Origin of the sequence: Roseibacillus ishigakijimensis (assembly GCF_016595415.1) — a bacterium.
Taxonomy (GTDB): Bacteria; Verrucomicrobiota; Verrucomicrobiia; order Verrucomicrobiales; family Akkermansiaceae; genus Roseibacillus; species Roseibacillus ishigakijimensis.
The window spans coordinates 155,707-168,261 of the sequence record NZ_JAENIO010000004.1; the positions used below are offsets into that span (position 1 = coordinate 155,707).

A 12,555-nucleotide genomic window follows, 5' to 3' on the forward strand; every position below is an offset into this window, starting at 1 on the left:
TAACAATCTCCCCAAGAGTTCTTTATAGATGAAAGTCAACGAGAAGTCATTTTCCTTGGAGCCGTTCCCAAGGATTCCCGCCTTGTCGAAGGTCTACACGTTTTCTTATCATCAATTGATCGACTTTCTATGAAACTCATCTTCCTCCTCTTGACACTCCTTTCCTTGTCACTGTCCGCCAACGAGAAAATCAAACTCCTGATTGTGGAGGGCGTGACCAATCATGACTGGGAACACCGCTTGGAAATTGTCCGCGCCATCTTGGCTCGGGAGGGGTCCTTCGAAGTGAGCTTCAGCATCTCACCCTCCACGGCGGGGGATCCCGCTTGGGAGGATTGGCGGCCGGAATTCGCCAACTACGATGTGGTCATGTCTGGCTACAACAATCTGGGAGGTAAACCCCAATGGCCGGAGGAGGTGAAAACGGACTTCGAAAACTACCTCGCCAGCGGGGGCGGATTCTTTGCCTATCACGAAGCGAACAACTCCTTTGCGGAATGGGACGAATACAACAAGATGATCGGCTTGGGCTGGCGGGGCGTGAACTTTGGCTCCGCTGTGATCATCGAGCCCGACGAATCCTTGCGCATCCTGGGTCCCGGAGATGGGCAAAACACTGGGCATGGAGCACGCGTCAATGCCTTGGTGAAAAAACTGGGCAACCACCCCATCCATGCCGGACTTCCCCAAAGCTGGATCACTGCTGATACCGAGATTTACCGCTATGCGCGTGGTCCCGTCGAGAACGTGACGGTGATTTCCTATGCCAAGGATCCGGACACCGGGCTGCAATTTCCCATGGAATGGGTCACCCGCTATGGAGAAGGACGATGCTATGCCTCCAGTTTGGGCCATGTCTGGGCCAACCAGGCCGAGCCCACCGGCACTCGCTGCGCGGCCTTCCAGACGCTGATGGTGCGGGCTCTCAAGTGGTTGGCCAAGCGGGATCCGGGTCAAGAGGTGCCCGCCGACTTTCCCGGCACCACAGGGCCCTCTCTCCGTGCCTACGAGGTGGGGGTCTCCGGTCTTGACGAGGTCGAGGCGGTGGCACCCTTCAATAACGGACTCCTGCCGGAGGAGTCGCGGGCCTCCGCCAATGTCCAGCTGCGGGAAGCCTTTCCCTTGCTGTCGTGGGACTCCCCGGTGGACCTCAAACCGTGGCCACAAGCGGACGATCAGGTGGTGGTAGCCGAGCTCGATGGCCGACTCTATCGGCTGCAAGATGACGACGAGACTACTGAGCGGGAACTCCTCCTCGATATCCGGGATCGGGCTTGGTATTACAATTGGAACACAAACGACAGCTCTTCCAAGCACGGGGGGCTACAAACTTTTGTCTTCCACCCCCGCTTCGGCCACGGAGAGGGCAAGGACTTCATTTATCTCTTCTATCTTTTCAACGAAAACGACCACGAAACCGCGCAGCCTCCCTACTACGACCGCCTCGCACGATTCACTTGGAATACTGCGGAAAACTCCTTCGATGCGGAAAGCGAGCTCATCCTGATTAACCAGTATGACACCTACAAGGGCCACGACGGCGGAGGCATGGCCTTTGGCGATGACGGCTTCCTCTATCTCGCCTTCGGGGACGAAGGGAGCCAAAATGCGGCCGCCAATGCGCACACACAAACCCTCAATGACCGCGCCCGGTCGGGGATTTGGCGCTTGGATGTCGATCAACAGGGCGGCGAAATCAGTCACCCCATCCGTCGACAACCCCGCAGGGCGGAGCCGAGTCACAACTCCTACACGCAAGGCTATTACATCCCCTCCGACAATCCCTGGATCGACGAGAGTGGTGCGACTTTGGAGGAATTCTACGCCATCGGGCTGCGTCAACCCCACCGCATGAGCTTCGACCCGGAAAGTGGCCTCTTCTGGATCGGGGATGTGGGCAGCGGACGCCGGGAAGAAATTGATGTGGTGGACGCGCCCGGACTGAACTTTCAATGGAACTATCGCGAAGGGCTCACCGAGGGCTACCGGCCCCGCCCGCAGCCCTACCTCGGCACGGAAAGGGAGCCGGTGCACGATTACGGGCGTGGGGTGGGCAACTGCGTGATCGGCGGCCAAGTCTACCGGGGAAATCTCTTGCCCGGCCTCCGGGGGAAATACCTCTTTGGCGACAATGGCACCCAAAAAATCTATGCCCTCGACTACGATCCCATCACCCGCACCACCCTGACAGTGGAAGAAATCGGACAGGGCCGCGGGGGCAGCCTTTTTGACGGGCTTTCCTCCTTTGGCCACAATGCGCAAGGAGAGCTCTTTGCCCTCCAACTGGGCGGAGGGGCCATCGGCGGAGGCTCCATCTCCCGCCTGCTCCCCCAACCCGAGGTGGTGGATCGGTCGATCTTCCCGTCTACTCTCTCCGCCACCGGGCTCTTCACCGATCTGGCCACCCTCACGCCGACTGCGGGCCTCATTCCCTACACCGTCAACATGCCGCTCTGGACTGCCGGAGCGGGGAAACAACGCTGGCTGATGATCCCCAACGATGGCCATCCGGACACCGCGGGCGAACAAATCACCTACTCGGAGGAAGAGAGCTGGCATTTGCCGGTCGGCTCCGTGCTAGTGAAACAATTCAACCACCCCGATACCGACGAGAAGCTGGAAACCCGAGTCCTCATCCACGGCACGGACGGGGCTTGGGGCGGAGTAACCTACCGTTGGCGCGCGGACCAAAGCGAGGCCGACCTCTTGGAAGAAGGTTCCTATGAAACCCTCACCTTCGGCAGCGAAAGTTTCCCCTATTACTTCCCCGCCCGCAATCAGTGCAATCTCTGCCACACCGAATCGGCAGGCTACGTGCTGGGGCTCAAAACCCGACAACTCAACCGGCTCTTCCACTATGAAAAAACGGGCCGCGTGGCCAATCAGATCGAAACCCTTTCCAAATTGGGGCTCCTCTCCAGTAATCATTCGGAGATTTCCCTCCGAAACTCGGTCACCTCGGCACAAAGGGAAAACACCCTCAGCGATGCGCATTACGCCCGTTCCTACCTCGATGCCAATTGCTCCCACTGCCACCACCCCGGGGGCACGCGTGCCCTCTTCGACGCCCGCCTGACCACGCCTCTCACCGCCCAGGGATTGATGCGGGGAGAGCTTCTCGACGCCCTGGGGCTGGATCCCGCTGTGGTGATTTCCCCCGGTTTTCTCCAACAGTCCGTTCTCTTCCACCGCCTCAATTCCCTCTCTGATGGACTGGCCATGCCGCCCTTGGCCAAAGGTCTCGTCGACGAAGAGGCGGTGGCGCGAGTGGCCAATTGGATCCTAGGTCTGGATGCGGATGCCTACACCCACAGCGCCCCCAACGAGGGCAGCCTGGGCAACCCCATCGACCAGTCCGACCGCGTTGATACCTGGCACAGCAATATGGTAATCAATGAAAGCGACACCTTCACCAATGACACCCTGCACGATCTGGAAATCACCTTGGAAGGCTTCCTCTTCCATGCTGCCCAAGTCACTGATCCCCTCACCCCCTTCATCGTCCGGGTCAATGGCGACAACGACTTTACGGTGCTCGCCGTAGGCACGAGCCGCAACGGTTATTCTCCGGGAGAGAACAATGTCTCCTTCGCGGTCGGAGGGGCTTCTCTCATCCTCGCCCCCGGGGAAACCATCGCGCCCGGTTTTCTGGACGCCCGAGCCGATGGCAGTGGCGGGTCCCAGCCAGGTGCGATTGCCTACTCCTCGGGCACAGACTTAGATGAAATCCACTATTCCGGGGGTCCCGGCAATCATCAATCGGGAACGGTCACCGTCGGGCAGTCCCCCCAATTTGGCGACTCCATCTACACCAGCTTTGGCCGCGACTACTACTTCGCCATCACCTTCTCCACCGATGCCGAAAGCGTGGACCCCGATAGCGATGGCGACGGACTCCCCGATGCCTGGGAATTGGCCTTCACCACTGATCTCCAAGATTTGGGAACTGGTCGCGACAGGGATCAGGATGGGCTCGCCGACGAGAGTGAACGGGCCTTTGGCACCGACCCCCTGGATGCCAACAGCCGGGTGGTAGTCAGCGAATGCCGGCCCGGAGAGGGAGAAACGGTCTGGGCCACCTTCCAATCGGTGCCCGGCCGCTCCTATCGCGTCTGGGTCTCGGTGGATTTGACGGACTGGCAGGACCAGGGAGTGCTGAAAGCAGCAGATTGGCCAGTCACTGAAACCGCTTTCGAAATGCCCCTCGAGACCCTGCCCGCGGAAGCTCCCGCGCGCCTTTTCCTCCGCCTCTCGCCCGAAGCCACGGATGGCACCCAAAACTAGCCGGGCCTCGCACGGTCTTGCAAAAAAAGGGCATTGCCTCCCCCCATCAGCAACGGCAAGCTCGCTGGCACATGACCACTGCCGAGGCTACCGCGACCCTCCACCAGATCGAATCCGCCATTGCCACTGTCATCCGGGGACAGGAGAAAGTCGTCCGCCAGGTGCTCGCCTGCCTCGTCAGCGGGGGCCATCTCTTGCTGGAGGACTATCCCGGCACCGGAAAGACCACTTTGGCCAAAGCTCTCGCGCTAACCATTAACGGCATGGCATTCAAGCGCCTCCAATTCACCCCCGACCTCCTGCCCTCCGACGTCTTGGGCGTCTCCATCTTCGACCCCTCAAAGTCCGAGTTCCGCTTCCATCAGGGACCCATCTTCACCGATCTTCTGTTGGCGGACGAAATCAACCGCGCTTCTCCCCGCACCCAATCCGCGCTGCTGGAAGCGATGGCAGAAGGCCAAACCACCATTGAGGGCCGCCTCTACGATTTGGGCCAGCTTTTCTTCGTCGTCGCCACCCAGAATCCGGTGGAGTTCCGGGGCACCTATCCCCTCCCTGAAGCCCAGATGGACCGCTTCGCCATGCAGTGTGATCTGGGCTATCTCTCCGTGCAAGAAGAGGTCGTCCTCCTCGCCGAGCAACAGACCCGCCATCCCCTCGACGACCTGGGTCCCGTCTGCAGCCGGGAGGACCTCCTAGCCATCCGCCGCCTCGCCCGCGAGGTCTACCTCTCCGATGAAGTCCGCCACTACATCGTGAGCGTGGTCAGCGCCACCCGGGAGGCGGAGAAAGTCAAGCTCCCGGCCTCCCCCCGCGCCTCCCTCGCCCTGATGCACACTGCCCAAGCGATGGCCCTCTTGGCAGGGAAAGACTTCGTCACTCCGGAGATGATCCAGGACCTCGCCGTGCCCGTCATCGCCCACCGCCTCGTGCTCGAGCCCGATGCCAAATTCGCCGGCCTCACCCCCGTGGCCGTGGTGGAGCAAATTCTCGCCGACACTCCTCTTCCGGTGTGACCCCCCATTGCAAAATCGCGCGATTTTTCCATTTTGCATCGGCGCTCTCCCCTCTCAGGGTGTAGGCTCAGTTGCCCCACGGTCTCTTTTCCCATGTTTGGACGTCTCCTCCTTCTCTTCATTCTCGTGCCCGTCATCGAGCTCGCCCTCTTTATCCAATTGGGCCAAGTGATCGGCTTGCCGGAAACCCTGGCCATCATCATCGTCACCGCCATTCTCGGAGCCGCCCTCACCAAGTCGCAGGGCGGCAAGGCCATCGCTAGCTTTCAGCAAGCCCTCGCCCAAGGCCGCATGCCTCATCGCGAGATTCTGGACGGCCTGCTCATCCTCATCGCTGGCGCGGTGCTCCTCACCCCCGGCTTCCTCACCGATACGGTGGGCTTCCTCCTCCTCCTCCCGCCCGTCCGGGCCATTTTGCGACAGATCTTGACCGAAAAGCTCTCCCACAAAGTGAACGTCAGCGTAGGCGGGAATCCCCTCCATTCCGGCTTCGACCGGCAACCAGAGCTTCCCGAGGAAGAATCCAAAAAATCCTCCCCGGGCAAAGTGATTGATATTTAAGCAAGAATATCTTTCAGCACATGGGCGTGCTCCACTCCGGTGAGCCGCTGGTCAAGACCCTGATACTTATAGGTCATGGTCTCGTGATTCAGCCCCAACTGGTGCAAGATGGTGGCATGGAGGTCACGGATATGCACCGGATTCTCGACGATATTGTAGCCATATTCATCCGTGGTGCCGTGGGTGAGGCCGCCCTTGATGCCACCCCCGGCCATCCAGACCGAGAAAGCCCGCGGGTGGTGGTCGCGCCCATAGGTTTCGTTGGTCAACTTGCCTTGGGAGTAAATGGTGCGACCGAATTCACCACCCCAGATAACGAGGGTATCCTCCAGCATGCCCCGCCGCTTGAGGTCAGTGATGAGCGCCGCACACCCTTGGTCGATGTCGCGACATTGGTCGGGCAAGTGCTGCGGGAGGCTGCCGTGCTGATCCCACCCACGGTGAAAGACTTGCACAAACTTCACTCCCCGTTCCAAGAGCCGCCGCCCCATCAGAGCCGAGCTCGCGAAGGTGCCCGCCTTGCGACTATCTTCCCCGTAAAGGTCGAAGGATGATTCCGGCTCGCTGGACAGATCGGTCAATTCGGGCACGGAAGCCTGCATGCGAAAGGCCATCTCATATTGCTGGATGCGAGTCTGGATATTGGGGTCACCCACCAACTGCAGGGATTCCTGATTGAGCGCGGTGAGCCCGTCCAGCATCTGACGCCGGGTAGCCCGATCAATCCCCGGAGCATCCCGCAAATAAAGCACGGGATCCCCCACTGAGCGCAGCTCGACGCCTGCAAACTTGCCAGGCAGATACCCCGATCCCCAGAGCCGATTGGAGATGGCCTGCACGTTGGCCGCCGGATTACTATGCTTCGCGTGCAAGACCACAAAGGAAGGCAGGTTCTCGTTACTACTACCCAATCCGTAGCTCAACCAGGACCCGAGGGAAGCCTTGCCAGCCACCTGATTGCCCGTGTAGCAGAGCTGATTGGCGGGCTCGTGATTGATCGCCTCCGTGTGCATGGAGCGGATGAGGCAAATATCATCGACCACTTTGGCGGTATGAGGCAGCAGCTCGCTCACCCACATGCCACTCTTGCCATGTTGGCTGAAGTCGAAGGCCGAGGGCGCGAGCGGAAAGGAGGACTGCCCGGCGGTCATCCCCGTCAGTCGCTGACCCTGCGATTTCAAGTAACCGGTGAGGTCTTTCTTAAACTGATCACGCAAGTGGGGCTTGGGATCCCACATTTCCATCTGGGCCGGGCCTCCAACCATGGAAAGGAAAATGGCGCGCTTTGCCTTGGGGGCAATGGCTTGAAAATCAAATTCCTGCCGACCACCGAGGGAAAGAGCTTCGCTGGGCAAGAGGGAAGCCAGGGCCGCCATGCCCAACCCCGTGCCTCCTTGCCGGAAGAACTGGCGACGCGAGACTTGGGTATTGTATTCGAGAAGAGGATTCATGGTCTTACTTGGTGATGGTTTCGTCTAGGTTGAGCACTTGGGAAGCAAGCACGGTCCAGCTCGCCAACTCGGGTGCTGGGATGTCTTTGGCAAAATCCGTCGCTCCCACTGAGAGAAGCTCTTGGGCCCGTTCAGGCTCTGCAGCGAAGCCCTGCTGCACTTGGGCGAGCGTTTCCGCCAGAATCTCCCGCTCCCGCTCGCTGGCCGGACGGGCGACCAGGGCGAGGAAGAGGGCATCGACGCGTTCGGCGAATGTTTTCTCTCCCTGCAAGGCATCCTCCGCCAAATGACGGGCAGCCTCCACAAACTGCGGATCATTCATGAGCACAAGGGCCTGCAGCGGAGTATTGGTGCGATCGCGACGGACACAGAACATTTCCCGCGAAGGAGCGTCAAAGAGGTCCAGCGAAGCGGGAGGAGCGGTGCGCTTCCAGAAGGTGTAAACCGAGCGCCGGAAGAGGTTCTCACCCTCGTCCTGCTTGTAGAAGCGGGTATTTGATTCATTCATCGCTACTGCCGACCAAACCCCCGTGGGCTGGTAGGGCTTCACCGAAGGACCCCCGAATTTTCTGACCAGAAGACCGGAAGCCGAGAGCGCGAGGTCGCGGATTTGCTCGGCATCCAGACGATAGCGGGGCCCGCGGGCGAGCCAGAGATTGTCCGGATCCGCTTCCCGCAACTCCGGCGTGATCCGCCCGGATTGCTGATAGGTCGCCGAAGAAACAATGAGCCGCAACAAATGATGGAAATCCCATCCCGATTCCACGAACTCCACCGCCAGCCAGTCCAGCAACTTGGGATGGGTGGGCCGCGCCCCCATCACCCCAAAGTCTTCCGTAGTTTCCACCAGACCACGCCCGAAAAAGTAATACCACACCCGGTTGACCGTCACCCTCGCGGGCAAGGGGTTGGCGGGGTCAACCAGCCAGTTGGCCAACGCCAGTCGATCCGGGCGCACTCCCTCCTCCAGCGGCGGCAGCCAGTCCGGCACATCGGGCGCCAATTTCTCCGCTTTCTGGCGGTAATCGCCCCGCGTCAGAATGTGGGCAAAGGCCTCCTGATCCTTACGATCATCCATCACGAGAGAAATTCCCCCGCGCGATTTCATGACCGCCTTTTCATTCTCCAGTTCACGCAGTTCCTTGTTGGCGGCCTGGTAAAGCTCGTCTTCTTCGGTCAGGAAATAGCGCTTCAAGGAATCGCGTTGAGCCTGCGGAAGCTCCGCCAGGGGAGTGGTGGCCGCGATCTCCAGGGGGACAAAATTCAGCAATCCGGTTAACTCCGCCAAATCATTTTCGGTAAGGACTCGGTCATAAATCCGGAAATCCTGGATGGCGACCTTGCCGCCAGAAAGCTTGGAGCCCCCCGAGCGAGCGCCCAGCATCAGCGGCTTGCTGGTGGCAAAAGTCTCGGCACTGGTATTGGGATTCGTATTGGCAGCCTCTCGCTTGCCGTTGACGAAAATGCTCACCCGCTCATGGGAAGGACGAGTGCCGTCATAGGTCACGACCACATGATGCCAGGTCTTTTCCGCCAACGGTTTGTTCAGCATGATTTTGTGAGCCTTCCCGGACCAACTTTCGATGAGATGGGAACCCAAGCGGCCTTGTTCCATCCAGAAATCCCAACCCCGGTAGGCCGCCTGCCCGTCCATCTTGGCAATGACGGGGCCATCGGGCCGGCCTTCATGATAGATCAGGAGCCCCATGCTGAACTGTCCATTGGCATCGAGCTTAATTTCATCGGAAATGCTAATCCCCGCGTCATTGGCCACAGTGGCCGGGCCGAGGGGGCCTTCCAAAAATTTCCGGTGAGGGGCGGTCCAACTGCGCTCCTGGCCAGCAATGCGTCCAGCCACCTCCCCGGCGTCGCCACTGAGCGGAAGGTGGAAGGCCAGTCCCTGGTCCAGGTTCCCGGTCGCCGGGCGGTCCACCTTCTCCGGCCCCGCCGCGCGCAGGCTCTCCGCCCAAGCCACGAAATCGCCTTCCGCAGCCGCCGCCCGTTCCTTGACCTTCTTTTTTTGCGCCGCAATGCGATCGCCGATCTCAGCCCATCTCTCCCGGTCGTCCAGCGCAGGGACAAAGAGATTCGGCGGGTGTTCCGCACTGTTGCGATCCATCGCCGACATCGTGCTGTTGCGGAAAAAGGCCGTGAGGGCATAATTGTCTTTCTGCGAAATGGGGTCGAACTTGTGGTCGTGACAAGCCGCACACCCCGTGGTCAGGCCCAACCAGACCGCCGCGGTGGTGTCAACCCGATCCTGGGCGTAGATGGCCTCGAACTCTTCCGCGATGGCCCCTCCTTCTCCCGTGGTGGGCAGGCACCGGTTGTAACCGGAGGCCACCTTCTGCTCCAAGGTCGCATTGGGCAGCAAATCTCCCGCCACCTGCTCGCGCGTGAACTGGTCGTAGGGCATGTTCTGCCGAAAAGCTTCAAAAACCCAGTCGCGATAGGGCCAGATGGAGCGGTAATTGTCGATGTGAATGCCGTGGGTATCTCCGTAGCGAACCGCATCGAGCCAATGGCGACCAAAGTGCTCGGCATACTCGGGAGTGCCCAAGAGCTCGTCTGTCGCCTGGCCCACATTACCCTGCCAACGCGCAAGCTGCTCAGGGGTCGGAGGCAAGCCCGTTAGATCCAGGCTCAGGCGACGCAAAAGCCGCGAATCCTCTTCCCGGGGGCTAGCCGACAAGCCTTGCTCATGGTGCGCCTCGGCCACAAAGGCATCGATTCCATTCCGCACCCACTCGCCAGCCGCACCAGTCAGCGCCGGCAAATCCGGCCGCTCGGGGGGAATGAAAGCCCAGTGCTCTTCGTAAGGAGCGCCCTCATCGATCCACTGCTTGAGAATGGCAATCTCCTCCTCCTTCATCACCTTGTGCGCCTTGGGCGGAGGCATGATTTCAGAGGTGTCCTCCGTGAGGATCCGTCGCATCAATTCGGAATTCCCGGCATCCCCCTTGATAATGACCGGTTGGCCCGAGTCTTCCCGCGCGACAAAAGCATCCTCTTCCCGGTCCAATCGCAGGGGTTCGCTTTTGGGCGCCCGGGTGGAGCTGTCCGGGCCGTGACAATGGTAACAATACTCGGACAAGATCGGCTGCACGTGATCATTGAAATCGATCACATCGATCTTGGCAGGCGCCGCCGAGGCGAAGGGAGCAAAAAGGGTGAAGAAAAGTGCGCGCATGAAAAAGGTTCTCTTCCCTACAATAGCGCGGGATGAGGTCCTTGTCTTTCACGCCCGGGCTCAAATGCCGAAAAAAGACAACAATTACGCCCTTTTTCAACAATTTTGCCTCTAACGGCCTCTCTGCCTAAAAAAATCGCCCTCCCTGCACGAGGCAGAGAAGGCGATTCGATAAATTCAAGAGACCAGGGAATGCTCAACCATCCCAGTTGGTGATGTCGTCATCCAGGTCTTCATCACTGTTGCCTCCTTTACCACGGCCCACGCCGTTGGGTCCCAGTGACCAGAGATCGAAGTCAGGATTGAAGGCATTGCCCACTTCGTTCCCGTTCTCGTCAATTCCCCGCAAATAGTAATAGGGGTTCTTGTACTTGAAGGGGTCGAGGATGGTGCCATCTTTCTCGATCTTGCGCTTGAACTGATCCGAGCTATCGGGATCGAGCTCCGGCATGTAGACCTTGGTGCCATTCTGAATGCCGTTTTCGTAGAGGGTCTGGTAAAGCGAAATGGAACTTCGCTCCGAACCATCGCCGGGAGGAAACTCGCCGTTATCGACTTCGTATTCCTGCAGCTTGTTCTCGAAGAGTTTGACCTGGGTATTCGCCTTTTGGACCTTGGCATTTTTCATCGCCCAGCCTCCGATGCCGAAGGTCATCGCCATCAGGACCACCATGATGGAAATGACCACCAGGATCTCGACCAGCGTAAAGCCGGCCCGGGTTCGTTCTTGGGAGAGTGAAATTACTTTCATAAGTTACTTGGGATTGGGCAGCGATTACTGCTGCATGGTTTGAATCACCTTCATCAGAGGCAGGAAGAGGGCGAAGACGATACCACCCACCACCACGGCGAGGAAGACGATCATGATGGGCTCGAGAATCGAGGTCAGGGCAGTCACCGCATTATCGACCTCGTCATCGTAAACATCGGCAATTTTGAGCAACATCTCAGGGAGCTGACCGGTCTCTTCACCCACGTCCACCATACTGATGACCATGGAGGGGAAGACATCGCTGCCCTGCATGGGGCTCACGATGGACTCACCCTCTTTCACCGAGTCATAAATCTTCTCGATGGCACCAGAGACCACGACGTTGCCGGAAGTCTCTTTGGTGATATTGAGCGCCTGCAAAATGGGCACACCGGAAGTCACCAGGGTGCCGAGCGTCCGGGAGAAGCGAGCGATGGCGCTCTTCCGCTGAATGTCACCAAACAAGGGAGCATTGAGCTTGAAGCTATCGATGGCTTTGCGCCCCCCCTTGGTATTGCCCCACGAGGTGAAGCCCACGTAGATAAGAGCCACCAACACAAGCAACCAGACCACATTGGGCACAAAGGGCACCGAGGTCGCCATCAGGAAGCCGGAAGCATTGAAAACGATCTTCGAAATCATGGGCAGCTCCACGTTCATGTCCTGGAACATCTCCTTGAACTTCGGCACGATGAAAATCATGAGGAAGGTCAGGATGAAGACCGCGATACACATCACGATCACCGGGTAGACCATGGCGGAAACAATCTTGTTCTTCAGCTTTTGCGCCTTTTCCTGATACTCCGCGAGACGGTTGAGCACAATCTCAAGGACACCGCCCAGCTCACCGGCTTTCACCATGTTCACATAGAGCTTGTTGAAAATTTTGGGATGCTGGGAGAGGCTCTCCGAAAAAGTGGAACCACCCTGCACCGAATCCGCGAGGGAGGCGATGGTGCCCTTGAGCACGGGATTGGGTTCCTGTTTTTCCAAAACATTCAGACCACGCAGAAGAGGCAGACCGGAATCAATCAGGGTCGCCAGCTGGCGGGTGAAAATCATCAACACCTTGGGCTTGAGCTTGCCGCCCACGCCTCCTTTGGAGCCCTTCTTGCCTTTGGCAGCCGGCTTCTTGGCCCCGCCACCCTTTTTCTTTCCGCCCTTGCCGGCCTCACCCACCTTGGTGGGATAGAGACCCTGCGCCTGCAGCTGCTGAATTGCTTCCTCGCGCGTTCCCGCCTCGATAGCTCCTTCGTGTTGCTGGCCCGAAGCATCGAGCGCAATGTACTGGAAATTTGCCAT

The 12,555-nt window shown here is 59.1% G+C and carries 7 protein-coding genes; 3 read left to right on the plus strand and 4 right to left on the minus strand.

Annotation, left to right across the window (positions count from 1 at the left end; all coding sequences use genetic code 11):
• The first annotated feature begins 129 nt into the window (after positions 1-129).
• The 3 genes from JIN78_RS02850 (at position 130) to JIN78_RS02860 (ending at position 5,861) form a co-directional block, all read left to right on the plus strand.
• Complete coding sequence (locus JIN78_RS02850) at positions 130-4,284, plus strand: ThuA domain-containing protein (protein ID WP_200390422.1); 4,155 nt, start codon at positions 130-132, stop codon at positions 4,282-4,284.
• Between the two features lie 71 nt (positions 4,285-4,355).
• Entirely contained in the window at positions 4,356-5,300 is a 945-nt protein-coding gene (locus tag JIN78_RS02855; protein ID WP_200390423.1) for an AAA family ATPase, read from the plus strand.
• 93 nt (positions 5,301-5,393) lie between these two features.
• A complete protein-coding gene (locus JIN78_RS02860; RefSeq protein ID WP_200390424.1) occupies positions 5,394-5,861 on the plus strand; it encodes an FxsA family protein in 468 nt (155 codons plus the stop codon).
• On the opposite strand, the gene JIN78_RS02865 is transcribed toward JIN78_RS02860, so the two are convergent.
• The 4 genes from JIN78_RS02865 to JIN78_RS02880 form a co-directional block, all read right to left on the minus strand.
• Positions 5,858-7,312, minus strand: a complete 1,455-nt coding sequence (locus JIN78_RS02865; protein WP_200390425.1) for a DUF1501 domain-containing protein — start codon at positions 7,310-7,312, stop codon at positions 5,858-5,860. The two genes, JIN78_RS02860 and JIN78_RS02865, sit on opposite strands and share 4 nt — an antisense overlap.
• A gap of 4 nt (positions 7,313-7,316) precedes the next feature.
• Positions 7,317-10,502, minus strand: coding sequence for a DUF1553 domain-containing protein (locus JIN78_RS02870; RefSeq protein WP_200390426.1), 3,186 nt, complete (start codon positions 10,500-10,502; stop codon positions 7,317-7,319).
• A gap of 196 nt (positions 10,503-10,698) precedes the next feature.
• A complete protein-coding gene (locus tag JIN78_RS02875; protein WP_200390442.1) occupies positions 10,699-11,253 on the minus strand; it encodes a prepilin-type N-terminal cleavage/methylation domain-containing protein in 555 nt (184 codons plus the stop codon).
• Positions 11,254-11,277: 24 nt separating this feature from the next.
• On the minus strand, positions 11,278-12,555 hold the full coding sequence (locus tag JIN78_RS02880) for a type II secretion system F family protein (RefSeq protein ID WP_200390427.1): 1,278 nt from the start codon (positions 12,553-12,555) through the stop codon (positions 11,278-11,280).

What these genes read in the sequence shown, in the direction of transcription:
- JIN78_RS02855 (WP_200390423.1), top strand. Translation starts at nt 4,356, where the DNA reads ATGACCACTGCCGAGGCTACCGCGACCCTCCACCAGATCGAATCCGCC.
- JIN78_RS02875 (WP_200390442.1), bottom strand. Translation starts at nt 11,253, where the DNA reads ATGAAAGTAATTTCACTCTCCCAAGAACGAACCCGGGCCGGCTTTACG.
- JIN78_RS02860 (WP_200390424.1), top strand. Translation starts at nt 5,394, where the DNA reads ATGTTTGGACGTCTCCTCCTTCTCTTCATTCTCGTGCCCGTCATCGAG.
- JIN78_RS02870 (WP_200390426.1), bottom strand. Translation starts at nt 10,502, where the DNA reads ATGCGCGCACTTTTCTTCACCCTTTTTGCTCCCTTCGCCTCGGCGGCG.
- JIN78_RS02865 (WP_200390425.1), bottom strand. Translation starts at nt 7,312, where the DNA reads ATGAATCCTCTTCTCGAATACAATACCCAAGTCTCGCGTCGCCAGTTC.
- JIN78_RS02850 (WP_200390422.1), top strand. Translation starts at nt 130, where the DNA reads ATGAAACTCATCTTCCTCCTCTTGACACTCCTTTCCTTGTCACTGTCC.
- JIN78_RS02880 (WP_200390427.1), bottom strand. Translation starts at nt 12,555, where the DNA reads ATGGCAAATTTCCAGTACATTGCGCTCGATGCTTCGGGCCAGCAACAC.